The sequence below is a fragment of the Vibrio sp. ER1A genome (assembly GCF_000733315.1).
GTDB lineage: Bacteria > Pseudomonadota > Gammaproteobacteria > Enterobacterales > Vibrionaceae > Vibrio > Vibrio mediterranei.
Genome location: NZ_JPJA01000086.1, coordinates 410110 through 436955, shown reverse-complemented (window position 1 = coordinate 436955; position 26846 = coordinate 410110). Strand labels below are relative to the sequence as shown.

General features: G+C 44.2%; 23 protein-coding genes. 8 read left to right on the top strand and 15 right to left on the bottom strand.

Features of this window, described 5'->3' with window-relative positions; all coding sequences use genetic code 11:
* Positions 1-22: 22 nt before the first annotated feature.
* Complete coding sequence (locus tag HW45_RS09385; protein WP_038226558.1) at positions 23-640, bottom strand: glutathione binding-like protein; 618 nt, start codon at positions 638-640, stop codon at positions 23-25.
* A 117-nt stretch (positions 641-757) separates the two neighbouring features.
* Between HW45_RS09385 and HW45_RS09380 the strand changes: the two genes are divergently transcribed.
* On the top strand, positions 758-1330 hold the full coding sequence (locus HW45_RS09380; protein ID WP_038226557.1) for a TetR/AcrR family transcriptional regulator: 573 nt from the start codon (positions 758-760) through the stop codon (positions 1328-1330).
* 24 nt (positions 1331-1354) lie between these two features.
* Here the strand turns inward: HW45_RS09380 and HW45_RS09375 are convergent, their stop codons facing one another.
* The 4 genes from HW45_RS09375 to HW45_RS09360 form a co-directional block, all read right to left on the bottom strand.
* Positions 1355-1594, bottom strand: a complete 240-nt coding sequence (locus tag HW45_RS09375) for a hypothetical protein (RefSeq protein ID WP_038226555.1) — start codon at positions 1592-1594, stop codon at positions 1355-1357.
* 78 nt (positions 1595-1672) lie between these two features.
* Positions 1673-2899 (bottom strand): sodium/glutamate symporter, encoded by a 1227-nt coding sequence (gene gltS, locus HW45_RS09370; protein ID WP_038226553.1) that lies wholly within the window; start codon positions 2897-2899, stop codon positions 1673-1675.
* A 114-nt stretch (positions 2900-3013) separates the two neighbouring features.
* A complete protein-coding gene (locus tag HW45_RS09365) occupies positions 3014-4057 on the bottom strand; it encodes a hypothetical protein (RefSeq protein ID WP_038226552.1) in 1044 nt (347 codons plus the stop codon).
* A gap of 10 nt (positions 4058-4067) precedes the next feature.
* Positions 4068-5375, bottom strand: coding sequence for an anaerobic sulfatase maturase (locus HW45_RS09360; protein WP_038227711.1), 1308 nt, complete (start codon positions 5373-5375; stop codon positions 4068-4070).
* 207 nt (positions 5376-5582) lie between these two features.
* On the opposite strand from HW45_RS09360, the gene HW45_RS09355 reads away from it, so the two are divergent.
* From HW45_RS09355 to HW45_RS09340, 4 genes are all read left to right on the top strand, one after another.
* Positions 5583-6392, top strand: a complete 810-nt coding sequence (locus tag HW45_RS09355; protein ID WP_038226550.1) for a formylglycine-generating enzyme family protein — start codon at positions 5583-5585, stop codon at positions 6390-6392.
* Between the two features lie 28 nt (positions 6393-6420).
* On the top strand, positions 6421-8130 hold the full coding sequence (locus HW45_RS09350) for an alkaline phosphatase family protein (protein WP_051867962.1): 1710 nt from the start codon (positions 6421-6423) through the stop codon (positions 8128-8130).
* 252 nt (positions 8131-8382) lie between these two features.
* The gene (locus HW45_RS09345; protein WP_038226549.1) at positions 8383-9501 is read left to right on the top strand and encodes a bacteriohemerythrin; all 1119 of its coding nucleotides are present in this window, start codon (positions 8383-8385) and stop codon (positions 9499-9501) included.
* Between the two features lie 90 nt (positions 9502-9591).
* Positions 9592-10542, top strand: a complete 951-nt coding sequence (locus HW45_RS09340; RefSeq protein ID WP_038226548.1) for a LysR family transcriptional regulator — start codon at positions 9592-9594, stop codon at positions 10540-10542.
* A 7-nt stretch (positions 10543-10549) separates the two neighbouring features.
* On the opposite strand, the gene HW45_RS09335 is transcribed toward HW45_RS09340, so the two are convergent.
* The 10 genes from HW45_RS09335 to HW45_RS09290 all read right to left on the bottom strand — a co-directional run bounded on the left by HW45_RS09335 (position 10550) and on the right by HW45_RS09290 (position 22499).
* Positions 10550-11455 carry a LysR family transcriptional regulator gene (locus tag HW45_RS09335; protein WP_038222099.1) on the bottom strand — a complete coding sequence of 302 codons (906 nt, stop codon included), beginning with the start codon at positions 11453-11455 and terminating at the stop codon, positions 10550-10552.
* 26 nt (positions 11456-11481) lie between these two features.
* Positions 11482-12741 carry a BatD family protein gene (locus HW45_RS09330; RefSeq protein WP_038226546.1) on the bottom strand — a complete coding sequence of 420 codons (1260 nt, stop codon included), beginning with the start codon at positions 12739-12741 and terminating at the stop codon, positions 11482-11484.
* Positions 12738-14426 (bottom strand): VWA domain-containing protein, encoded by a 1689-nt coding sequence (locus tag HW45_RS09325; protein ID WP_038226544.1) that lies wholly within the window; start codon positions 14424-14426, stop codon positions 12738-12740. Before HW45_RS09325 ends, HW45_RS09330 begins: the two co-directional genes overlap by 4 nt.
* The gene (locus HW45_RS09320; protein WP_038226542.1) at positions 14426-15466 is read right to left on the bottom strand and encodes a vWA domain-containing protein; all 1041 of its coding nucleotides are present in this window, start codon (positions 15464-15466) and stop codon (positions 14426-14428) included. Before HW45_RS09320 ends, HW45_RS09325 begins: the two co-directional genes overlap by 1 nt.
* Positions 15463-16020 (bottom strand): DUF4381 domain-containing protein, encoded by a 558-nt coding sequence (locus HW45_RS09315; RefSeq protein WP_038226540.1) that lies wholly within the window; start codon positions 16018-16020, stop codon positions 15463-15465. The genes HW45_RS09320 and HW45_RS09315 overlap by 4 nt, the downstream gene beginning before the upstream one ends.
* Positions 16017-16976 (bottom strand): DUF58 domain-containing protein, encoded by a 960-nt coding sequence (locus HW45_RS09310; protein ID WP_038226538.1) that lies wholly within the window; start codon positions 16974-16976, stop codon positions 16017-16019. Before HW45_RS09310 ends, HW45_RS09315 begins: the two co-directional genes overlap by 4 nt.
* Positions 16977-16993: 17 nt before the next feature.
* A complete protein-coding gene (locus tag HW45_RS09305; protein WP_038226537.1) occupies positions 16994-17983 on the bottom strand; it encodes an AAA family ATPase in 990 nt (329 codons plus the stop codon).
* Positions 17984-18087: 104 nt separating this feature from the next.
* Complete coding sequence (locus tag HW45_RS09300; RefSeq protein ID WP_038226536.1) at positions 18088-20343, bottom strand: multiheme c-type cytochrome; 2256 nt, start codon at positions 20341-20343, stop codon at positions 18088-18090.
* 128 nt (positions 20344-20471) lie between these two features.
* Positions 20472-21509: a helix-turn-helix transcriptional regulator gene (locus HW45_RS28355; protein ID WP_051867960.1), complete on the bottom strand. Its 1038-nt coding sequence runs from the start codon at positions 21507-21509 to the stop codon at positions 20472-20474.
* A 3-nt stretch (positions 21510-21512) separates the two neighbouring features.
* A complete protein-coding gene (locus HW45_RS09290; RefSeq protein WP_038226535.1) occupies positions 21513-22499 on the bottom strand; it encodes a CobW family GTP-binding protein in 987 nt (328 codons plus the stop codon).
* 470 nt (positions 22500-22969) lie between these two features.
* Between HW45_RS09290 and clcA the strand changes: the two genes are divergently transcribed.
* From clcA to cqsA, 3 genes are all read left to right on the top strand, one after another.
* Complete coding sequence (gene clcA / locus HW45_RS09285) at positions 22970-24370, top strand: H(+)/Cl(-) exchange transporter ClcA (RefSeq protein WP_038226533.1); 1401 nt, start codon at positions 22970-22972, stop codon at positions 24368-24370.
* A gap of 183 nt (positions 24371-24553) precedes the next feature.
* Positions 24554-25441: a TDT family transporter gene (locus tag HW45_RS09280; RefSeq protein WP_231896692.1), complete on the top strand. Its 888-nt coding sequence runs from the start codon at positions 24554-24556 to the stop codon at positions 25439-25441.
* A 223-nt stretch (positions 25442-25664) separates the two neighbouring features.
* Positions 25665-26846 (top strand): alpha-hydroxyketone-type quorum-sensing autoinducer synthase (cqsA, locus tag HW45_RS09275; RefSeq protein WP_081875784.1); only part of this gene is annotated, 1182 nt, incomplete at its 3' end.

Here is a 26846-nt window from a genome sequence, read left to right as displayed (position 1 = left end):
CAACCTTAACCTCGCACTTACGTTAACCTTGCATGGCAGGACGAGATGACACAACCTCAAACCAACGCTTGATATTTAGGTAAGGCTCTAACACTTCAATTTTCAGTGCATTGATAGCCACAACAACAAATATATATGCACTAATATCAGCGATAGTATAGCGCTCTGTCGCTACATAATCGGATTGAGAGAGCTGCTTATCAAGTTTCGGTAAAAAAAGCTCCACCCGATGCTTCGCTTCTACGCCCCAAGCCTCTATACAATTCTCTCGGTCTTTGTACAGCCCAGTCGTATTTCGAAACGCTTGAAATGCATTTTGAATTCCATCGATTTCAACGATGCGATTCCACATTTCAACCTTGGCACGAGCCGCTACGCTATCTCCAAACAAATCCAAGCCGTTCGGTTGCAACTCATCAAAATACCGACTAATAGCAACGGTTTCACTTAAGAAACTACCATCATCAAGCTCTAGCAATGGCACCTTACCATTGGCACTTTTTGCCTTATAGGCGTCGCTTAAGTTGTCCCCTTCTCGAACGTTGATTTCAACTCGCTCAAACCCTGTTGCATCAATTTCACGTAAAAATAAATTGAGTCGCTTACAGCTTACTGTTGCCGCTTGTTCGTACAGTTTCATTACTATCCCTTTTATCTAACCGATCGTTCAGATATAATCTACGAAATAACTAAACGATCGGTCAAGAATAATTTTCTGTAATATTGAACGATTAGAACCGTGTTTAAGAGTATTGAAATGGCGAGAAAGGCAAACTTCTGTAAACAAGAGAAACTGCAGCAGGCAATGACGTTGTTCTGGAGTAAAGGGTATGCGAATACCTCTATCAATGATCTTATCGAGACTCTCGGAATCAATCGGTTTAGCCTGTACAACACGTTTGGTGACAAAGAATCGCTTTATTATCTCGCGCTCGACAATTACCTAGAGCAAATTTCGTTTCCCAAGCTTGCTACACTTCGAGAACCCGATTCCGGGTTGGAGGCGCTCCGTGACTTCTTAATCCTTTTTGCCGATAAACAAAAAGAAAACACCTGTGGCTGCTTTATACAAAATGCTGTTGTTGAACATGCCGCTACAAACTCCATGGTACTCAAACGCAGTGATTCCTTATTTGACACATTAGAAAAGGCAATCGCAGATGTACTCAATAACGCTAAACAGCGCCAGGAACTGGAATCGGACACCGATGTAAGTACGCTTACGCAGTTCATTATCTGCCATATGCAAGGTATCCGAGTATTAGGAAAAGCAAAACGTTACAACAACATTGATATCGCAACCAAAATGTTAATTGGTGCAATCAAATAACGTCTAACCTTGATTAGCTGAATGTCATTGTGTCCTAAGTGAGCTTTTATAAAGGGCTTCAAGATAGTGAGTATCTCTACAAGGCATTTCTTGATATTCATTTAAGCGTATTTGGTTTACCGCTGACTTGAGTTGTTGCAGTGAAATGTCGTGCTCTTTACAAAGCAGATGCTTATTCGAACCTTGATAGAGTTTGTCTGCAAGCTGCTGTGCTAAAGTACTGTCGAGTGGATGATGGTGAGTGTTTCGTTGTCTGTTCGTCATGGCTGTATCCCCTAAGTCATAGTACCTAGGGTATACAGCGTAAGATTCAAGTTCTAATCAGATACCGTTCAAAAAAACTTACATAAGAACACCCATGAAATACGGGATGATAAACGCATTGGCAAGGTCGATAAAAAACGCACAGACCAATGGAACTACGATAAATGCTTGATGAGAATTCCCATACTTTTGCGCTACCGCCGACATATTTGCCATTGCCGTGGGCGTAGAACCTAACGAAATACCACCAAAGCCCGAACAAATAACCGCTGCATCATAGTTTTTGCCCATTGCTGGAAAGATAACGAAAAGGTTAACTAATATCGCCACGATAAATTGCGCTGCTAAAATCGCGAAAATTGGTCCGGCTAAATCCACTAATGTCCATAACTGCATGCTCATTAGTGACATCGCAAGGAAAGCCCCTAAAGACATATCGGCAATCAAAGCAACTGCAGGTTTGTTAGCAGGCCATGAGGTTCCAGTGATTCGCGGATAATTATGAGGAACAAGGTTAGAAAGAATGATACCGGCAAATAGACAGGTTACAAAAAGCGGAAGCTGTAAACCTAACTGCTCGATACCTTCATTTAGGAACACACCAACGATGATACAGGTATGAATAGCTAACATGGCGTCAAGAAAATCGTAAGAGGTAATCTTAGGCTCTGGCTGAGTGTCGGAGACACCGATATCTAACGACTGTTGCTCTTGTGGTTTAAGGTCATATCGCTTGATAAGGAATTTAGCAATGGGGCCCCCCATAATACTCGCAAGAATAAGACCAAAAGTTGCACTTGCGATACCCAGCTCCATCGCTGAATCTAAGCCAAACTGCTCCTGTATTTTTGGAGCCCACGCGATCGCAGTACCATGTCCACCAATAAGAGACACTGTGCCACTGAGTAACCCAGCTACTGGTTCCAAACCAAAGGCTGTAGCAACGGTAATACCCGTTAAATTCTGGACTATCATGTAGGCAATTGTCACTGCCAACAGTATAACGAGTGGTTTTCCGCCTTTTTTCAAGTCCCCCAAACTGGCGTTAATACCAATAGTCGTGAAGAAATAAACGAGTAATACATCACGAGCCATAAGATCAAAGCTGACCTCGATTGATGTCGCCATATAAAACAGCGCAAAAAGAACCGAAAACACAATTCCGCCAGAAACCGGCTCAGGGATGCTGAACTCTTTTAAGAACCCAACAACTTGATTCAATCTTCGGCCAACAAAGAGGACAATAATACCCAGTGTAACGGCTAAAAACGAATCAATATGTACAACCCCATCTTCAAATATCATATGTTCCACATCCTGTTAGAGAATACTACCGTACAGAATGCCTTTATTTTTGATGATCTCCAACTGTTTCCTAAAGAAAGGAATAACATTAATAACCATTACTTACCGTTACCATTACTTAATTTTCTTTTGCTTACTCTTTAGTTCTTCAATGACGTATGGAGGCGCGACTTGCTCGAGTTCAGTCAAACACACTTCCGCTTTCTCGTGCCCAGTTCGCACATAAATGTCACAAACCGCGTAGAGTTGTTCTGGCGCACCAGAAATCAAGTACGCTTTTTCAAATGAGTCCGTCGCTTTCGCTATATCAAGCGGTTCTTGAAGTACGCCATTTAAATACCAATAATAACTGTTGTCAGGCGCGTACTTCGTCGCCTGTTCGATAGCAATAGCCGCCTCGCTCTTGTTGCCTATCCTGACTAACGTTAACGCTTTTGAATAGTATAATTGAGCTGAAGTGCTGTCGTTTTCTATGGCACGATTTAACACTTCTAGCGCATTCTCATCTTGTTGTTGCGCTCGATAATTATCCGATAGACTCAGAGAGACCTGCGTCGCCATTGCAGGGTTCGTTATCAACTGTTGGTAGATTAATTCAGCGCTGCTGAAGTCTTGATGCCAACGGTAAACATCCGCCAGAAGTAACTGCTTTTCACTACCAGAGTGCTGCTTCAACTGCTTAATAGCGCTTGGATAAATCTTATCAAGCTCTTGTTGCTGCTGCTCATGCATATTGGTGTAATCAGGGATCAAATTTACCAAAGCTGCCAACTGCACGTCACTGCTTTCATCGTTTAACAATGGAGCAACCAACTTCCATCGATATTCAAACTGATAAGGTTTGGCACCTACGATGGCTGCTTGTCGAATATCAGAGTTTGAGTCTTTAAGAGCTCTTGAAACTGCAACCAGTGCATTCTGGTTTGGAAACTGACTAAGCTGATGCAAAGCATCAACGCGACGTTGTACGTTCTCTGACTGATTCTGCGCCGTATAAGACAGGCGCTGAATTTGTTGCGCCGTACTTTCTTGAGCTGAAGCAGCGACGCTTTGTGGTTTGGTTTTGGTAACTTGATCTTTCTGTGGTTCGGCACTGACTGCCGAAAGACTAAAGATCGTTGCCATCGCACCTAAAGCGATCAGATGTCTATTTTTCATTGGTAGGCTCCTAGAACTTGGTTGCAAATCCAACATTGCGAATCGCTTGGTCGCTGTACTTTCCATGAGCTACCGGATTGCCGGTGGCACGTAAGATATAGGCAATCGCTTTATCTGCGTGCGAGAAAAACTTTTTCCACCCTGCACAAAGGTAGTTGAGCCCAGGCTCACCTGTACGGGTCTTAATAAATCGGTTTTTGGGACATTCGCCATAGCATGCAAACTGATAGTCACACTGCTGACACTGCGCCGTTAACGTCTTAGATTTAGCGAATCCGAAATTTTGTTGTGCTTGGCTATAAGCCATTGTTTCCAATTTAGTTTCGTTAATATTGCCAATTTTGTACTCGGGGTATACATAATGGTCACAACTATAAACATCGCCATTAGGCTCCATTGCTAAGCCTTTGCCACACAATTGACCAAGCGTACATAACGGGTTTTTTCGTCCCATCCATGTTTCTACACTCGCTTCAAAGTACTGAACAAACACACGGCCGATATCTCGTTGAATCCACTCATCGAAGATGGCAATAAGGAAATTACCCCAAGCCTCATCAGAAACGCACCATGATTCCATAATCGAGTTGGCGTTACCGGGAATTAGTCTTTTGTCTCCTTGCTTGAGCTGCTCATTTGATTTCCATGTTTGCGGTGCGGTGGTTCGGAACGACTTCTGCTCAACAATTGGAATAAACTGCATTTGTGGTGAACGCACTTCATCACGCAAAAAACGATACACTTCTAAAGGATTCTTGCTCGTGAGGTTATTAACGCAGGTCAAAGTGGCAAAGCTCACCTTGTGTTTGTGCAGCAGTTCAACTGCCTTCATGACTTGCTTATGTGTACCACGCCCTGCTCGGTTGGTTCGGTAAGCATCGTGTAGCATCTGTGGGCCATCAATACTCAGTCCAACAAGGAATTGGTTCTTAGCAAGAAACTCACACCATTTATCATCAAGCAGTGTACCGTTCGTTTGCAGGTCATTTGAAATCTTAATACCTACAGGCTGATATTTCTTTTGTAGTTCAACCACTTTTTCGAAATAACTGAGGCCAAGCATAGTTGGCTCCCCACCCTGCCACGAGAAGATAATTTCCGGCGTATTCTGTCCTTCAATGTAGTTTTTGATGTACTGCTCTAAAAGCTCTTCGTCCATCTCTGGAGAACAGCCTTTTTTGTATTCCAACAGGTCTTGTTTACTCAGGTAATAGCAATAATTGCAATCAATGTTGCACACAGCGCCAATGGGCTTCGCCATCACATGCATTCTTTTGGAAGCTTTCCCTTGGAACTGGGGACCTTGCGATAAGTGGATTGACTGTGAGGACTCTGTCTTTCGGGAATCGCCTATCGACTGAGCTGAATTCACACTTAATACCATAACTCATGCACCTTTTATGTTGAGACTCATCGCATTTTATATCAGGGCGAAATACGCGGGCGTTATAGTGCTTATAACCAAAAAGAAAGTGGGCAGTCGTTAAAATTGAGGAGATGTTTCTTAACACTACAGAGCCAAACTATGACTGATTACTCAGAGGAAAAAAGGGCATGGAATACAACAAAACTACTTGTTGTTTTAGCCATCATTGCGCTACCTATACTACTTTCTGGCTGCGCGAGTCCGTCCAACCATCCTATCGCTATGAGTATCAACCAAGATATGGTTCTCGTTGAAGGTGGTGAGTTTACTATGGGCTCAGATTCCAAAACTGCTGCGAAATCAGAGCGTCCAGCCCACTCTGTTCGAGTCGATAGTTTTTACCTATCCAAATTTGAAGTCACCCAAGAGCTGTTCGAGTCCGTCATGGGTTCATCGATGAGTTACTTCGCAGCACCTAATGTGCCAGTTAACAATTTAAGTTGGCAACAAGCCAACTACTTCGTTGAGAAACTCAATGAAATGACCGGCGAAAACTATCGTTTACCGACAGAAGCCGAGTGGGAGTTTGCAGCGAAAGGCGGTATCCACTCTAAAGGATATATCTACGCGGGTTCCAACAACATTGATGACGTCGCCTGGTACTCAGAAAACGCTAATAATCGCGCTCACCCAGTTGGAATGAAACAACCTAATGAGCTAGGTTTGTATGATATGACTGGAAACGTAGGTGAGTTTGTTCAAGATGCTTTCGATGACGGCTTCTACCATTTTTCTCCTGTTAACAACCCAAATAACGCCAAACATTCAGACTCAGGGCTTTCACATAAATCCGTAAGAGGTGGCAGTTTCTCTTACGACGCGAACGAATCTGAAAACTTCCGACGCGACTTTGCGAGTCAATCAATCATCATGTCGGATATGGGCCTTAGACTCGCGAAAGACAAATAAGCTTTCATCGTCACGGCAAGGACAGACTATGCATAAGAATAAACTCATAAAACCAATAGTGACAGCATCACTTTTGGTGACTTTGTGTTTCAACGCTAGCGCGGCGTTAGCAACAGAGTCTAAACCCAATCTCGTGCTGCAGATAACCGTTGATGGGTTACGTGCAGATCTGATTGAGCGTTACAAACACAATTTCTCAGACAATGGTTTTAAATACCTTATGGACCAAGGCGTTTATTATAAAAACGCCAATTATGAACATGCTAATACCGAAACCATCGTAGGCCATGTTTCCCTAGCAACCGGTGCACCACCAGCCGTACATGGCATGGTCGGTAACGTTTGGTTTGACCGAGGATTAGATAGGCTTGTCTACAACGTCGAAGATCCCAACTATTCAATGTTAACATCTGGTGCAGGCGTTGATAAATCCACTGAAATAGACCCAACACAGAAAGCAGCTGCAGGCGATGGTCGTTCACCTGAACCTATTCTTTCGACCACATTTAGTGACGAGCTCGTTATCAGCAATAATGGACAATCACGCGTTTTCTCTGTTTCAGTGAAAGATAGAGGTGCAATTTCCCTGGCTGGACATGGTGGTAAAGCCTTTTGGTTCTCAAAAGCACAGTCTCAGTTTGTCACCAGTGATTATTATTACGACACCAACCCATTTTGGGTTGATCGATGGAATGAAAAAGCCATTCCTGCCAAATACTCAGGAAAGCGATGGGAGTTGTCACTACCTAAAGACCAGTACTCTCTGCAAGAAAACAGCAAAGATCATAAAGTGGATTTAGGCGGATTTGCCCGTACCTTCCCTCACCCTTACGGGCCTGCATCTTATAAGTACTACTCGACGATGTTGACAGTAAGTCCAGCTGGCGATGAAATCACAGCTGACTTCGCCAAGACACTGCTGGCACAAGAAAAGTTAGGAAGCGGAGATGCAACGGATTATCTGGCTATCAGCTTTTCTTCCAATGATTACGTCGTTCACCTTTATGGCGCATCGAGCTTAGAAACCGAAGACAACCTCATCCGATTGGACAAAACACTCGCCGATTTATTCAAATATGTTGACGACTCGATTGGTCTAGAGAATACCCTCATCGTGCTCTCTGCGGACCACGGAGTCCCCGAGGCATCTCCAACTGTAAACACGCTTGGTTTTAGACAACCTTTTTATTTCAATAAGGATGCGTTGTTGACTGACGCTCTTATGACACGACTTAAAAACGAATTTGGTCTGGAAAAAGACGTGATTAAGCTCTACGCACAGCCGTATATTTACCTCGATCACGAACTTATTGCTGCTAAAAATGTATCACTCAGCGATGTGCAAAAAGTTATTGCTGAAGAAGTAATGAAAGTAAAAGGGGTGGCTACTGCAGTAACGAGTGAGGATATCGCAAGCAATCGAGTCCCAGATTCACGAGTTAATGAGCTGATTCGCAACAACTATCACCCTCTTCGCTCCGGCGACGTCTATATGGTATTTGGTCCTCGTACCTATATTAATGATATGGATGGACTCACTATTGCATCAACGCATGGTTCACCATGGCGCTACGATACGCACGTTCCCGTCATCTTTGCTGGTCACAACCTCAAGCCCCAAACGGTTACGCGCCCTGTCACACCTTATGACATCGCCCCTACACTATCTGGATATTTAGACGTTAGTGCTCCAAGTGGCGCTACAGGCGTGATGTTAGAAGAAGTATTTCAAGATTAACTTATCCTAACCTCCAAGAGAGCGTTACGCTCTCTTGGTCATAATTTTCTCCTTGAGCACACTAAAAATCGTGTAGGAAAACATGAAGTTTTTGCCATGTTTAGTGTACAAAACACCGTCACCCCATTCAGAAAGCCAGCTCTAAATAATTGATTTTAAGATCAATTATCCCATAAGTGCGCTCTTCGGCTTTTTTGGCTTCAGCATTTTCGATACCATCGTGCATCACTTGTCATCACAGATAGCCCATTGATGTCTAGCAACCAAATCGAGCTTTTTCCTTGGAACTCCAATTTCGAAACTGGAATAGCCAGTATTGACGAGCAACACAAAAACCTATTTTCGTTAATCAATAAACTCGCTAATGCCTTGGTGTACGATAACCAGCTTCAAGTTTCTACCATTTTTGATGAACTGGCTAACTATGCTCGCTACCATTTCACGGAAGAAGAGCTCGTTTGGCAACAATACTTTGAGCAAGATTCTTGGAGTGAACTTCATAAAGGCAACCACGAATCCTTTGTGCCAGAGATTATTAGACTACAACATCGAACGAAGAGCGTAGGCTGGCATGAAGCGACCGAGCAAATTTTGCATTTTCTTATTCGCTGGCTGCTACTGCACATTCTCAATGAAGACAAAAAAATGGGCTTGGTGCTAAACGCACTTTCAACGGGTACCCTCGACTTAACTCAAGCAAAAATCGAAGCCGAAGCCGCCCTCGTTGGTGAACATGGAACACTGACCGACACCATTTTAAATATGTACTTTGAGCTCTCCTCTCATGCGATTGAGCTTATTAGAGAGAAGAATCGTCGCATCGTTGCGGAGAAAGAACTAAAAGCGCTCAATGACAAGCTCCAGCAACTGGCAGTCACCGACGAGTTATCTGGTTTATTCAATCGCCGATACTTTATGATGATGGCACAAGAAGCCTTGTTAAGAGCGAAAGTAGAGAATAGTTACTTAAGCTTTATATCTCTCGATCTCGACAACTTCAAGCATCTAAACGACACACTCGGGCATGCTCGAGGGGACGAAGCCATCACTCACTTTAGTCACGTATTAGCATCAAATTTCTGCCGTAAAAACGACTTTATCTTTAGGATGGGCGGCGATGAATTCCTGGTAGTTGTGTGCTGCGCTGAACATCAACAGGTCATTGAAATAGCGGAACAAGTGAGAAGTACGCTCGAACAACAATGTCTGATTGATACGTCAAATTCCAGCGCTATCACAACATCCATCGGGGTATTCACACACATCCCCGAAGAACACGAAGATTTTATGTACTTTATGGAGCGAGCAGACCAACAGCTATACAAAGCCAAAGAGCAAGGTCGAAACTGCGTACTTTCAGTTTTGGAGTGATGACCTTGACATCAAACCTTATGACACACCTTCCAATCAGGAAGCCAGTCCACTAGTATGAAGACGTTTCCCCAAAAATAATTGGTCAAAATGTCTATTACTCATCAGCTTCGGCTCTTCGTGGATGTCGTCCAGCAAGGTTCATTCGCCAAAGCTGCGGCGCTCAATAATATGGATAACTCCTCGCTCTCAAAGCAGATAAAAAAGCTCGAGGAGACATTGGGCGTGCAGTTGCTCAACCGCTCTACTCGTTCGTTTTTTCTTACCTCGGCTGGGGAGGACATTCTTGCTGAAACTCATGTGCTGTTAGAATCGTTGGATAACATAAAGGGAATTGCTGATTCTTACCATTCTGAGCCGAAAGGGATAATACGGATTGTCTCTGCAGTATTCTTGGGACAGCAATATGTTCAACCCGTTATTAGCTGCTTTATGAGAAAGTATCCAAACGTTCAAGTAACGTTGCATTTAGACGACAGAAAAACCGATATCATCGCCGATCACTTTGATCTAGCTATTCGAATGGGCAAGTTAACGGACTCGAATTTAATTGCTAAAAAGCTGGCTAAGACTAACTTTGCCATCGTTGCCTCTAAAGAGTTCCTTAAGCAACATGGGACACCACAAACACCGGAAGAGCTCATTACCCTGCCCGCCGTCATCTATAATAACGGCGATGTATGTCTTGATAGTTTTAAAATGAGTAGAACACCGAGCTGCAAAGAAATGACTAGCTATAAAATGCAGGGGAACTATAAGGTCAATGACGTTCGAACCATGATGTCTGCAACGCAGAATGGAATTGGTTACTGCGTTATTGACCTATTTAATTTGGAAAAACCCATTGATGAATTAGGGTTAGTACCATTACTCACCGACTATACCCTATCTACTCAGGACACAGGTATTTACGCTATTTATCCACATCGCAAACAAACCTTACTGGTTTCCGAGTTCATTAATCAGTTGAAGAGCTACATTGGAGAGCCAGCTCGCTGGGAAGCCCATATTCCTGACTATCAGCATATGTACAAGCAATGACCTTAGATTAATTAACTTGAGAGGCAATCTTAATAATCTGTTGCCTTAACCATTGATGCGCCGCATCCGAGTTGCGACTCGGGTGCCAAACCATGCTTAGTCCATAATCTGATGCGCCAAATGGCATCATCAATGCCTTAACATCTAGACCAACAGCAAACTTGTTGAATGTTGAGTGGGTAATAATACCTATTGCGTCAGTTTGGCTAATCGCTGGCAACATATCTACCTCACCCGCCGCTCGGTACATAATTTTACGTTTACCGAATTCGGGGAAGTCCTTTTCATTAAAGAAGCTTTTACGTGTCTGCCATTGAGACATCACCACATGCTGCTCTGCTAAATATTGCTCGGTAGTAATCGTGTCTCCGGTTATACGTGGGTGATTATTGGCGACTACCACGTACAGCTTTTCCCTAAAAATCTCTCTAACTTTCAACGTTGGAGTTTCACTTCGAGTTCTATCAATGACCAAATCGTATCGCTGCAGGCGTAAATCAGACTCATGGTCCTCAGTAAACAAAGGATGAACTTCTAGAGATACTTTGGGTGCAATTTTGGAAATACGAACCAACAGCTCTGGCAATATCGCATAATTGGCAGCGGACACTGAGGCTATCGAGAATGTCTTGGTCGATGTCTTTGGGTTAAAGTCTCTAGAAGCTTCTAGCGTCGAAGTAAAGTTCTTTAAAGAGGTGGCTAACGCCGGATAGATATCATTGGCAAACGTAGTTGGCTCTACGCCGCTAGCGTTGCGATGAAATAGCGAGTCATCATAGATTTCTCTTAGTCGCTTTAACGCCTTGCTGACGGCAGGCTGACTAATTCCCAACCTTGAAGCCGCGCTAGAAAGACTTTGCTCTTCATAGATTGCAACGAATACGGGAATTAGGTTTAGCTCAGTATTTTTCATTATTACCTTAACTTAACGCATGGTGCTCAGCGCCATTTATCAAGGCCTTTTAAGTCACTTACGCGCTGTTGTTGTTTGCTACTTTTCAACTGACGCCACAGCCAATAGCTATTTTCTTTGTTTGGCGTCTGCCTCTGAATGTACTCACTTTCCGCTCGCCACTTATCACTGTCGTACATTCGCTTTAGTTCTAGGTTGGCAGTACGCTTTCGACCTTTTAGATAAAGTAACGTTCTTACCTTAGGCCAATCTTGTCTTCTTACGGCTTGTTGGAACAGCCACCAAGGCGGTTTAGGGTGAAGCTTATAATAGCGATTTACAAAGATCGTCAATCCTATCAATACAATAGAGGCACTTATCAGTATAGCTATCTGCGACCAATAGGTATTCAATAAAGATCGCCAAGTGTGAGCAACGGTTATTTTTTTAGTCGCTAGTGTGACTTCTTTGACAGACTGCGACTCGCTATCCCACCAACGAATCGTCTGCTTTGGAAACGTGATCTCACCACCTGTTGTCAGTATATAAACGGTCTCATCGGTTCGGGTCGATTGATAGTTTCCACGAGTCTGACTATCAGTCAGCACACTTGGTTTGGGGTAAGACTTAGTGCCCACGATGGATTGTTCACTGTCTAGTGGAGGCAATAGTATTGATAACGTGTCATCAGCCGTAATGGTTACTTTTCTTGTCAGGCTATCTCCTGCTTCCAGCTTCTCAGATGACTGCTGCCAATGTTCCGAAACCTTGACGTTGCTGGCAACAAACCAAGGCTTATTTGGAGTAAAGGACGCATCTGGAAGTTGAGTAAAAAGCGACATCGGCTTGGTATAGAGTGTACCTTGCACGTTAGTTCCATCAGGTGCTGACACTTGAACTCTGACGGGAACTTTAGGTAAACGATATTCACCACTTTGCTGGGGGTAAAGCGTAATCTCCCAACGCTGACGTGACCATGTTTGGCCGTTTTTTCTCTCAGTATAATTGGTCGCGAGCTGATTTCGCTGTTTGACAATAAGATCGGGCATACCAAAAGCCGAAATGCGAGTACCACCTGTAAACCAACGAGGTGTCGATACCTCAATGTACAATATCACCTGTTCTCTAATGGCAGCCGGTTCAGACGCGGTAGCTCCTTTACTGAGCCAAGATTTGATTTCTACGCCTCCTACACGTTCAAGTTCGTTGATGGTCATAGCTGCATTCGATTGTACAGAGAACGTCAGCAAGAAAGTGCTAACAAGCAGTAAGCTCAATCGTTTTACATAGCAAAGTCGAAAAATCATTGAGTTTGACCTCTCTGAGTGTCACGCAGTTGAATCTGGAATTTATTGCGTAAGAAGTTTTTAGGATCGGCTTCCACTCGGCTTAGCCATTTATCAGCCAGTTCTTCACTTCCTAGAATTTCCCGTGCATTGAGCGTCTCTTTTAGCATCATTTCCGATGTCGTCGTTTCATCAGCGCCATCTGCCGTTTGAGGATTATCACCAAGCTCTGTAGATTCTTCTGGGCCATCTGTGGTCCCTTTTTGGCTTTCACTGAATCGGTTTATTTCGTCAACAAGCGATTGCATCACCTGATAGTTATGCGTCGCCATTTCTGCAATATCATCAGATTGTGCGTCTTTGGCGAGTGCACGATAGAGATTTTTTGCTGCCAAGTATTCTCGTTGTCGTGCTAATGCATTGCCCAAGTAAAGGGTACCGAGATCGTTATTTTGAACTTGCAAAAACTGCGCTTGTGCTGACTTAAAATCGCGGCCGTAGTAATAAGCGATACCTTTGTTCAAAGGCTCTTGATAGTGCTCTGCCGCTTTTAGAAACTCTCCACGCTCAAAATACCTCTGCCCTTGTTGCTCTGGTGTCAGCCAAAGATTCATCCACGCTTGTTTCGTTGATATCCAGAATTGATCCACTTGTGAGACTGGTTGTGCCGTTATCTCGGTTTTCGCCACCGACGACACCGTTTCCGCTTGTGCTTCTGGAACCAAAATATTTGGACTTAATAAGGTTGCGATGAACATCCATTGCACCAACCAACCCTTTCTGAACCAAAGCAAAGCTAGCAGCATAATCGGAAAGACCAGATAGTAGCCCATATCGCGCCAAGGCATAGCTGACTCTCCCGAGATTTGCATGTGCCTTTCAACATCAGTAGCAATTTGTTCAACATCAGTGTTGTCGATACTCAACGCGTAGTACCTTCCACCAGTGTCATTGGCAAGCTGCTTTAGGCTTTCCCAGTCTGTTGCTGCGCTTGATTGGTTGCGTTCACTGCCTACCGCCATCACCATGACGAGCACGTTTGAGTCTTCAAACGCCGTCTTATACTGGTCAATCGCCTCTGATGCTACGCCATCTGAGATAATGAGCACTGAACCCGATGAACTGCCTTTAAGCTGCGACTGTATTTGAGGGATAGCGGCTTGGGCACTCTTACCCTGAACAGGAATCACTTCTGGTGAAATAACGTTTAAGAACGGCAAGAACACCTGATTATCTTCTGTCATTGGCATCGCGGTGTGAGCGCTGCCAGCAAAGACAATAAGCGATGTTTTTCCACCTTGACGAGCTTGCAGTAAGTCACGAATTTTGTACTTGGCACGCTCGAGTCGAGAAGGCGGTAAATCACTTTGCATCATCGATTGGCTGGTATCGAGTACTATCACTAACTCGCCTTGATCCTCACCAAATGGTGAGGCCTCACGCTGCCAAGTCGGCCCTGCACAAACAATAATAGCTAAGCCAAGAATCGCGCTAAGGAGTTTAAGTGGCAGCTGGCTTTTCCACCCTTGCTCGCCAATAACCAATGCCTTTTGCAGATGCTCAGGAATGATGGTTTTCCAAGCAGTCGATGATTCTCTGCGCCAACGAAGTAGCAACAGCAAGGCTAATGGCACAAAAGCAAGCAACCAATAGGGACGCATAAAATGGAACTGAGAAATAATTTGCTCGACGACTAGGGAGTTCATTAGATGTTTCTCCCTGTTTGATTGGTCTCGTTAAGTTCGCGAGGTTGACTATACCGACGGCGTAGCGTTGCGGTTGAAAAGGCAATCAAATACAAGATGACTACTACCATCAATAAATACTGGTGCACGGTTTGTTTAGGTCGGTATTGAGTACTTTCGTACAACTTCGGCTCTAACTCACCAATCGTTTGGTACGCTTGTTGAAGTGCTTCTTGGTCTAGTGCCTGAAATGCCTGACCACCTGATTGGCTAGCAATATTATCGATCGTGGCCATATCCAGAGCCTGTTCACCGATGGTGGCGGGATCGCCCATCGCAATCACGTGAATACGCACACCTTTTGCCGCCGCGACAATAGCTGCATCTTTAGGTTCTACAAAACTGCCAGTGTCATTACCATCGGTCAGTACCACGACTACTTTCTCTTTGTCTTTTGACGATTCAGATTGTTCAAATACCTTAATCGCCAGACCTATCGCATCCCCTAGATGCGTGCTCTGCCCTGCCATCGCCACTTCAGTCTGATCAAGTAACGCAAGCCAGACATCGTGATCCGCGGTGAAAGGCGTTTGAAGATAAGCCGCATCACCAAACAGTATCAGACCAAGTCGATCACCTTCTCGCGTTGCAACGAACTCATGCAGGACACTTTTGACAGCATCAAGCCTTGAGACCGCCCGACCATCTGAAGAAGAGAAGTCCATCTCAGACATAGAGCCCGATAAATCAACCGCGACCATCACGTCTCGACCAAGCTTCTCTCTCGTTTGTGGCTCGCCCAATACCGTAGGCTTGGTCATTGCAATAACCAATAAGCACCATGAAACGATCAGTATTCCACGTTGCCACCAAGAGGGTTGCAATTGGCTGGCACCAAGTTCTGGCTGCTCACCCAAAATATCCAGCAACTTATTAAAGAAAGGGACTTTGATGGCACTTTGCTTGGTCTTGTATGCAGGTACAAATCGATAGATAACCACTGGCAGCGGCAGAAGCAAAAGCCACAGCGGATACGTCAGTGTTAAGGTAGACCAACTCATCGCTGACCTCCTTGAATACCAATTCTACTAAGACTGCGAGCAATCACTTGTTTTGCCTGCCAATACTGTTTAAGCCAATTAGGTACGGGGTGACGTTCAATCCACCTATGTACTTGTTGATAAATATGTTCTGATTCCGAAGCGTCTAGTGTCACTTTTGAACTCAGTAAAGTGCGTAACCATTTTCCACCCAACTCAACATTAAATTGAGCATCAGAACTGACATAGCGGTTCAATTGCTCTATCCATGCTGTTCCATATTGCTGAGATTGAGAGATCTTGAGGTACTGCGTGACACTTTTTAGTACGTCGTAACACATCTGGTCGCGCTGTTTTGATGTTTTGTTGCTTTGCAGTATGTCGAGTGCTTCTCTTCGGTAACGAAGCATAGAATGGCGACAATAGCCGCGAAAAAGTTTAACGCCAATGAATAGAACGATGAGTAATCCGATAAGTTGCCATCCAATGGTTTGTGGCAACCAACTAACAGGATCAGGATTAGGCACTTCGAGCATATTACGCAAAATGTAAGAGCTAGGTGCAGGTTGAGTCATGAGCTAAACCCTCCTACAGCTCGTTTAAACCTGGCAATGTGGTCACCATCGGTCGTCAGTTCAATCACAGGTAATTTTTTTATCGACATAAGCTGGCGTAAGCTTTCCAGTTTGCTTTGAGATTGGGCGGCCAAACCAGCATTGGCGGCATTGAGTTTATGTTTCTCTGTCACACTTAGCTGATACTTACCATCGCCAAACACTAACGTTGACGCATCAAGAATCTCATCAGGTAGTCGACGTTCTAGTGGGTCCGAGATGATTACGCTGAGGATGTCATTGTGCTGTTGTAGGTATTTCAGTCGGTCAATATCATGCTCTGTCGCGTCTGACCAATCCGATATGAAAACTACGGTGGCGTTTTTTAACCCCAGATTACCAAGCATAGATATGGTCGCCGCAAAGCCTACGTTGTCACTGTCTTCACTGTGTAAGCCAAGGGATTGATTTGCGTGACACAAGCGCTTAAGTCCATGTAGCAGATGATTTTGCGAGCGCTGTGGTTTTATGTACTCGATGTGGTCACTATGATTAATGATAAAACCCACACGGTCGTTGTCTTTTATGATTCGCCAAGCAGCCAGTGCGCCAACTTCAGCTGCAACAACCGATTTCATCGTATCGACTGACGAAAAACACATCCCGCTTCGCTGGTCAATACACAGAATAAAGTTACGATCTTTCTCTTCGGTATAGGTTCTGACATGTGGTTTACCAGTACGCATCGTGACCTTCCAATCGAGATTACGAATGTCATCACCAAGCTGATAATGTCGCAATTCTTCGAAGTTAAGACCACGACCGCGAAACGGAGAACTGTGTCTGCCAGACATTGCCGACTGCGCCATCAAGTGTGGCAATAGTGAGAAAGCTTGAACTTGCGATTGCAGTTTCACCAATCGGGCGTATGGAGTATAAATGCGAGTATCGAGTGGCGCCTCGGTATTGTGAGCCATATTATCTACCTCTGCGGTTAGCCAATAGCCACAACATCCAATAGACGGTCGACGACATCCTTCTGAGTGATTTGCTCTGCGAGCGCGTTGTATGACAGCGCTACCCGATGACCCAGAACCATATGAGCCACGGCACGCACATCATCTGGCTCTACATGAGAGCGGCCTTGTAACCACGCATAGGCTCGACTGCATTTATCCAGAGCGATAGACGCACGAGGCGAAGCGCCCACTAAAATCCAATCTTGTAACGAGGAATCTGGGTAACGGTGTGGCTGCCTCGTAGCCATCACTAATCCCACAATGTAGTTTTCAACGATGTCAGATACTTCTATCTTTGCCATTTCTTCACGAGCAACAAACACCGACTCGGGTGAGATGGAAGATTCAGAGCTATTGCTCTTTGTTGTACTCGAACGCGCTCCCAGTTCTTCATCACGAACTAGGCGAATGATGTCTTTCTCGGCTTCGTCTTCTGGATAATCCACCGTCACTTTCATGATAAAGCGATCCATTTGTGCTTCTGGTAATGGATAAGTCCCTTCTTGCTCGATAGGGTTTTGTGTCGCTAGCACCATAAATAGCTCCGGGAGAGAGTGACTTTCGCCACCCACGGTGACCGTGCCTTCTGCCATTGCTTCCAACAAGGCGGCTTGAACCTTAGCAGGAGCTCGATTGATCTCATCCGCCAACACAATGCTGTTGAAGATAGGTCCGGATTGGAAATGTAGCTGAGGTTTCCCATCCACATCTTGATAGATTTCGGTGCCTGTCACGTCGGAAGGCAACAAATCAGGGGTAAACTGAATACGACCAAAACTTGTATGTAGACGATCCGCTAACGCTTTGATAGAGCGCGTTTTGGCCGTACCTGGCAAGCCTTCTAGAAGAATATGACCATTGGTAATAAGCCCAACCACCAGTGCAGTGACCACATGCTGTTGTCCGATCACTGACTCACCAACTTCAGATATTAGGCGGTTAAGCTCTGTTTGTGCTTGATTCATTCGTTTACCCTTCCAGCTACACTTAATTTAGGCGATAACACATACCCTTCATACTATCGTTAGCGGTCATAACTTTTAGTTATATTGATAATGCTCATCGCACTTTAATAACGTGATTGTAGTTGCTCTATTACTTCCTTAGGTGCGAATTGCGACAATTGCTGCAAACAAGCCTTCGATTCAGGCTTTTGGTATTTCAACAGCATGTCACATTGTGCGTATAACTGTTCTGGATTTCGACTGAGCTTGAACGCTTGGTTCAGAGCAGAGATTGCCTGCCCTAGATTAATAGACTCCATCGATAAACCATAAACGTACCAGTACTGAGCATTGTCTTCTTCTAGGTCTACCGCTTGTTTTAATAAGTCAGATGCTGCCAGTTTTTCACCCTGTCTTAGTTTGGAAAGCGCGGCGCTGTAACGAATTGCCGCTGAGTTTGGCTGATTTTTGATGCCCAACTGTAGAGTCTGCTCGGTCAATGCCTCTTGACCCTGAGCACGATAAAGGTCCGCCAGATTGATATAACTATTGGCAAAGTATGGTTCAACAAGAATGGCACCTTCGTACTCTGCAATGGCCAGCTTTGTCTTACCTTGAGCGGCGTAAACGTTACCTAGATTGGTGCGACCAAAACCTCTGTCAGAGTTAAATTCTTGTACTGCTATATATTCTTTTAACGCAGGCTTTAGTTGATCTTTTTGAAGAGGATTTAGCTCCTGCCAATAACGCGCTAACGCGCCAGCGGCTTCAGTTCGAACAGCTAGTACTGGATCAGTCAATAACGGCGAGATAATTTGCCAGCGTTGGTGTGAAGGATAAGGCTCACTGCCTTGGATAGCCCCTACCCGAACCATTGCATCGCTGTTTTTTACAGCACGCCCGAGCGCTATCAAACTATTTTGGCCAGGATAATTGGCTAGACGTTGCAACGCTGATGCTCTTACGATTGAAGCTTCAGAGTTATCTTGCCCAATGTACGATAAGGCATCCGCGGCAGCGCGGTGCCCTATGGCACTTGCATAGAAGGCAATTCCATAATGCTGGCTATTTTGGTATTCAGATTCAGGGAACCATACCGCAAGCGTTTTACTAGCCCACTCAGGTGACTCACTTTCATGGCAAGTCGTACAGACATTGGGCGTTTTGATATGTTGTGTGAGGTCTGGACGAGGAACGTGCCAACTGTGGTCTCTTCTTGGGTCGACGTCCATATAAGTAGTTTCTGGCATGTGACAAGTCGTACACTTGTCTGCTTCACTACCTTTTTGATGGAATGTATGATTTTCCGAGCTATATTCAGACGCGATGTGACATTGTAAGCAAACACTTTCTTCCGGGATTTTAAGCTTGGCTGTATGTGGGTCATGACAATTGGTACACGTGACGCCCATTTGAGCCATTTTCGACTGTTCGAATGAGCCAAGCACATACACTTCATCGTAGATTTGACCATCGGCGTGATAAAGTTCTTGCGTAAGGTTGGAAACCAAATAACGGTCCAAAATCTCGCCTTGTACATGATCGTAGTCTTCAGTGAGCTGGACACGTCGACTATGACACTGAGCACACACCTTTACCTGTTGGGTCGATTTAATATCACTAGGTTGTAACGTCGATTTCCCTTGCTTGAATACCCAGCTTGTCACCGCTTGAGATAAATCACGATTGAAACCGTAGTGGTCAACAGTCCTAAAGCTCCCGTCACTGCCTTGCTTTGCAAGCTCTATATGGACACTAGCAGGACCATGACAGGCTTCACAACCGACATTAATCCCAGACCAAGTGGTTTCATATTGATTGGTGGCTTTGTCGTAGCCTTTGTGTAAGTTTGTAGAATGGCAATCTGCACACATGAAGTTCCAATTTTGACCAGAGTTGGTCCAATAAAACTCATCGTTTGGCGTCGTATCTGGGTAGAGGTGATACCACCTTTGTCCGCCAGACTCCTTGTCTCTCGAATCCCATGTAAAAGGTATCAGTTGTACACGACCGTCATCAAACTGGACCATATATTGTTGAAGTGGATAATGACCGAAAGTGTAAAGAATTTGATAGTCGTGGAAGTCACCGTCAGGTCCCTGAATATTGACCCAGAATTCGTCGTCTTTCTTATAGAAGCGATTCGTGTTCCCTTGATACTTGAACTGAACATTATTGAAATCGGCTAGAACACTCTCCGACGTCGCGTGATCCATGGCTCGCTCATGGTCAGAGCCTGTCCATGACTCGACTTCCTTAGCATGACATTCAATACAAGCATCACTGCCAACAAAGGAAGCCCCTTCAAGTTCAGAGCTAACTGACGACGATGTGAAACCGACACTAACTAGTGCTAATAAAACTCTTACCATCACACCCATTTAGCTTCCCTTCTAACACGTGCAAGTTATTGTTATTTCAATAATAACAATAGACTACCCAGTCATAGGTGCAAGGTGTTCTTAAAAGATAAAAGCCAATTGGTTGAGCGAGTTAGTAAAGAGGTGATTTATCGACTATTGAACAGCGATTTCGGTGATTCCCCAGTCCAACGTTTGAAAGCTCTGGAGAAGGAGCTGAGATCTTTAAAACCAACTTCTAAGGCAATTTGAGTGAGGTTTGTGCTTGGGTTGGCGGACAACGAAATCGCTCGTTCTAATTTGTAACGGTCTAGCAAAGTTCGAAACGACAAAGACTGCGCACTGAGTTTTCGCGTTAGTGTTCTACTACTCATATGAAAATGCCGAGACACAGAGTCAATCGTTATATCTGTGACCTCATACTGCTTAAAAATGGCAAACACCTGCTCAGCTAAACTCGAATCCATGGTGCTTTCGGCACTGTAATGCATCGGTGCCACTAATGTCGAGTTAAGCTCAGAGTTTGCGTAGGTGCATGGCTTGTTGACAAACCAGCTTGGTAAGGTAATGCGTCGGATTTTATGCCCATAAAAAATCCGGCAATTAAATCTCTGTTCTAATGACTCTATGACGTCGTCATCTAGAGGATCTCGTCCAAAGAAAAACTCTACAGTGCACGCTTCCTTTTGTGTCGACCGAATAAAAGTAATTAAGGCAATACAGTAATAACTGAAGCCTAGGTTGGAAAAGGTCGGCATACCTTTGTCGTTATCGTGTCTGAGCATCCAAAGTTCAGACTTCTCATTAAGGCGATGAATAAACACCAACTTTACAGCTGGACAAAACACTAATGAAAATGCTTCAAAGAACTTCAACATCACATCAACACTGGGAGCGCTATATAAAAATGCACCAAGTACACCAAGATGATTTGCCGTAATACTGGTACCAGCATCTATCACAATATCAAACGCGGCAGGGTGCGCTTCCACCAGCGCGATCGCTTCTTCCAGCAAATCGAGGGAGACTTTTGGCCTCTCCATTTGTTCGTGCCAATCCTTAATGCCGCCGCGATACGTTGCAATATCGAGACCGTAGCGCTTAGCGGCCTCGTCAAGAGACCGAAGCCACTGCACATCAATGATCTGTCTGGTAGAAGCCGTCTTTAGAAGTTCATTTGAGTCCATACCTTAACGTAAGCCACATAAGCGAAGGAGTACTGTCTCCAATTGCTCCCATGGCAGGAGCTCACTATCGATGACTTCAATTCGCGATTCATAGCCTTCTAACGACATTTGATTGACGGAAACAACGCGATTAGCAACGTTAAAGGCATAACAACCTTTATCTGTGTTTACTACTGCCTTAATGCGCTCTGCATTCAAATCACTGAACATTGAGAACAACTGGTCAAAATCGAATGTATGTTCCGCACCAACAATCCAACCACAACTAAAGTAACCTTGTCCCTGATTCTCGCGGCGGATAAATGGTTTTTCAGGAGATAACTCGAACACCGGTTCAAGATCGCTATGGTCGTGAAAGTCGTGAGAGTGAGCAGAAGATTCCGTTTCTTGAACTCGTCGCTCTATATCCAATACCTCTATCGGAAGCACGCCGTTTTTTACCAGTTTGTGGAAAATCTTGGCAGGCGTTTGATCCGTAACCCAATCATTGAATACATCGACATCTTCAGCGGTGCATTGATCCACTTTATTACCGATCACAACCTCTGCGACACTAAGTTGGTCATTAAAGTTGGCATTAGATAAATGCCTATCATCGGATAAATTACGCGGGTCCACCAACGCAATCGTCGCTTTTAAATCAATATAATCAGTGTACTGCTCTGATGTTAACGTCTTAATGACCTGTTTGGGATGCCCCAACCCCGTAGGTTCGATTATCAAACGATCTGGCTTTTGTCTTAACAGAACGTTGATGCCTACCGACATCGGAACACCTGCAGTGCAGCACATACAACCGCCAGGGACTTCTTTGATGAGTGCACCACCTTCAGCCATCATTGCGCCGTCAATACCGACTTCGCCAAACTCATTAACGAGTACCGCCCAGTTTTCATTCTCGGGTTTTGATTTAAGTAGATTAAGTATTGTGGTGGTTTTACCCACACCAAGAAAACCAGTGATGATATTGGTAGGTACTTGATTTGACATGATGAACTCTCTGAATATTGCTTTGGTATGAGTATATACCTAAGTGACTCGTAGGTTCTATATTGAATAGGTTTAGGAATGAGTAAAAAAGACCAAAAGACAAAAGGCGCACTTTGCGCGCGCCTTGATCCCCCGTTACTCAATCGTGAGTTTGCGAATCTCTGAACCTTGTTAACGCGGCTGAGATAATTTACGGGGCAGTAGTATGTGTTTGTTGCACATCCAAATTGTACGTAGGGTTTTCAAATCCTCCATGCTCGTCGAATACAATCCCTACGCTTTAAATATGGTACATATCTGGATTATTGCAAGTACAGAACATTGAGGTGAATCACAAAATGCTGCAACACTGAGCAACATTAAATTTGGAATACTACTTTTCATCTTTACCACTGTTGCCAATTGTTCTAAGTCGTATAATTTTACTTATACATTCCCGCCAATCCGAAGAACCAAGGTCTTTAAATACAATGACAAAGAGAGAAAGAATCAAACAGTCGTTACTTGCCCATGTGCCACGCGGAACGATTAATCAATTTCTCTCGAGGGACACAACACCTATCTCAGTGCTTTTGCTGTCTTGTGTTGTGGGTGTACTTGCAGGTTTGGTAGGCACATTGTTTGAACTTGGTGTTCACTTCGTAACTGAGACCCGCACAGAGTGGCTTCGCGACGAAATTGGTTCAGTCCTTCCTCTGTGGTTATCAGCTTTTCTAATTAGTGCATTACTCGCCTTCATTGGATATTTTTTGGTCCATAAATTTGCACCAGAGGCCGCTGGATCAGGTATTCCTGAAATTGAGGGTGCGATGGATAATATGCGACCAGTTCGTTGGTGGCGCGTGTTACCCGTTAAGTTCTTTGGTGGCTTAGGAGCTCTTGGTTCAGGTATGGTACTTGGTCGAGAAGGCCCAACGGTACAAATGGGCGGCAACTTAGCTCGGATGGTGACAGATATTTTCCGAGTAAAAAACGATGACAGTCGCCATACCTTACTTGCGTCCGGTGCCGCAGGCGGTCTCGCGGCTGCGTTTAACGCCCCTCTTGCCGGTATCATGTTTGTTGTCGAAGAGATGCGTCCGCATTTTCGCTACTCTCTTATTTCTATTAAAGCCGTACTGATCTCAGCAGTAACCGCGACGTTGGTTTTTCGCTATATTAATGGCCAAAGCGCCGTTATCTCCATTCCACAATATGGTTCACCAGAACTTAATGTGTTGTGGTTATTTCTGGTTTTGGGTGCACTTTTCGGTGTATTTGGTGTTGCGTTCAATAAGCTAGTTACCGTGTTTCAGGACTTGTTTGTACGCATTCATAAAAACGACCTTAAGCGCTTCCTATTTACGGGCTCTATTATTGGCGGATGTTTCGGACTGCTCCTCCTTTATGTACCGGAATTAACTGGTGGCGGTATCGGTATTATTCCGGATATTACAAATGGCAGTTTTAGCGCTTCCGTCTTGGTATTGCTGTTTATCGGTAGAGTGCTTACTACCCTTATTTGTTTTGGTTCTGGTGCACCAGGCGGTATTTTTGCACCTATGTTGGCATTGGGAACGTCCTTCGGCTATGCCTTTGGATTAACAGCAAAGGCGCTATTTCCTGAATTGCCAATAGAACCGGGGGTCTTTGCAATCGCAGGGATGGGCGCACTCTTCTCTGCAACGGTACGAGCACCGATTACTGGGATTTTACTAGTCATTGAAATGACTAATAACTACCACTTGATCTTACCCCTTATCATCACAGCGTTAGGCGCGACTGTGATTGCTCAAGCAATGGGTGGTCAACCTATCTATAGTCAACTACTACACCGAACCATCAAAAACGAAAAACTGCGACAAGAAGATCTACCACGCAAGGAAAACTGAGCGCACTTTCTATCCAAACAGTGTATAATTAGACGGCTAGACTGCTAGTTCTTCCCGAAGAGCTAGCAGATAATAATAAGGATATTAAAGAGAGCTCTCCTCGTGACAACAAGTCTTGCTGCCCTAAAACGACTGACACAGTTTCACAGTGTCCCCACCTCTCAAGCCTCGTTGGCTTTAGGAATGATCGGCCTCGGCCACGCTTGGGCGATGTATGTACCAGAACTTGGTAAGACTATTCAGCCAGTCTTAGCCACTATCGGCGCCTTACTGTTAATTCCCGTACTGTTAAAATATCTGCTCAATCGCCATATATTTTCTGCTGATATAAAGCACCCATTAACAGGCAGCTTAATGGCTCCAATGAGTATGGCGTTATTAATCCTGTGTGATTACTTAGCCGTTATAAGACCACTCATCGCCTACCCTCTTTGGTTTGCCGCGTTGATGTTGCATATACTCATGGCGATATTATTCTTTTTCTATCAAATTAAGAATTTTAAAATTGCCAATATAGTTCCAAGTTGGTTTCTTTATCCTGTTGGACTTATTAGTAGTTCATTAGCAGGAACTCAATTTGGCCATACGGTATATTCCGAAACCATTGCTAGTGTATGCATCGCAATATATTTCTTTATGCTACCACTGGTTCTATATCGATTGGTGTTTGAAGGTATGCTTCGCAAGAGAGCCAGGCCTACTATCGCTATCATGGCAGCGCCGATCAACCTCACATTATCAGCATACTTAGTCAATTTCCCTGAACCTGATCCTATACTGACGGGTGCGCTAGCTGGTATCGCCATCACGATGACGTTACTTATCTACTTGTGTTACTTCAGATTATTAAGACTGAAATTTCAACCATCCATCGCTGCGATTACCTTTCCTTCAGTCATCAGTTCGATAGCGATGTACAGGTTAACGGATTTCTTCGAGGGTGAGTACCCACATTGGCATTGGTTGCACAACTTCGGCTTTTTGGAGTTATCTGTAGCAACTTTGGCGGTTATCTGGGTGAGTTTTGGTTTTATAAAAATGTACTGGCCGGAGTTAGGACAAGAAAAATAACTTTTTGTAACACAAATATCAATAAGTATCAATTGAGCACAGAAATGATATTGCTTAGACCCCGTACAGGTATAAGCAAAATTAATAAATTCACAGAGACTATAGTTCATTTTGCAAAGATAACCAAAGAAATAAATATCCACTAGTGACAGTTATTCTTTATTCGGCAATAAATTAATGCATCGGCCGACATATGACTTCAATTACATAGAGAATAACTGTTATGCACTTAACAAAAATCAAGAAGGCTCTCCCAGACTTTATTTCACAGAAGCATGACTTCTTCATCGCTGACAGAATTAGTTCTAATTCGGACCAGAGGCCAGTTGTTTGCGGTGGTCGCCCATCAAAGGGTGACGTTGTGATGCAAACAAATGATTATTTGAATCTCAATAGTCATAGCGAAATCAAGGAAGCTCATATCCAAGGAATCATGGAGAATGATGAAAGCTTACTGATGTCTGGCGTTTACTTACTCGGAGCCGAAAAAGAAACCGACTTCGAAACTAAGTTAGCAACTTTGACGGGGTTTGATAGTTGCTTAGTTACTCAGTCAGGTTGGACAGCAAACGTTAATTTGCTTCAAGCAATATGCGATAAAGACACCAATGTATACGTAGATTTCTTTGCCCACGCCTCACTTTGGGAAGGTGCTCGTATCGCAGGTGCCAACGTTCACATGTTTATGCATAACAACGTGCGTCATTTAAAGAAGCAACTGAACAAACATGGTAGCGGCATTATTCTTGTTGATTCTATCTACAGCACAAGTGGAACTATTGCCCCATTAGTCGATCTGGTCTCTCTTGCTTATGAATACGACTGCGCACTCGTCGTTGATGAATCACATTCATTAGGTACTCATGGACCAAATGGTGCAGGTCTCGTTGCTGAGCTAGGCCTAACCGAGCATGTCGACTATATCACTGCTAGTCTAGCGAAGACCTTTGCGTACAGAGCAGGTGCTATACTTGCAAACAACAAGACAAATTATTGTGTCCCAATGGTCGCGTTTCCCGCTATTTTTAGCTCCGCAATGTTACCTTATGAACTAAAAAGGCTGAGTAAAACGTTTGATGTCATCGTCGCTGCCGATGAAAAGAGAAAGACATTGGCGAAAAATGCAGATTACCTCAATCACAAGTTACGTGAAATAGGGTTTAGCATTCCGAGTGAGTCCCAGATTATTGGCATTGATACTGGTGATGTTGAAAACACTATAAAAGCGAGAGAGTTTTTCGAAGACAACGGTATCTTTGGCTCTGTTTTTGCTCCACCAGCTACTCCAAACGGTAGACATATTCTCCGTTTATCCATAAATGCAGATCATACAATTGAAGAGCTTGCGAGAGTCGTAAATGTTTGTCAAAAAGCTTGGGACAATGAAGGTAACTATTCACCCGCG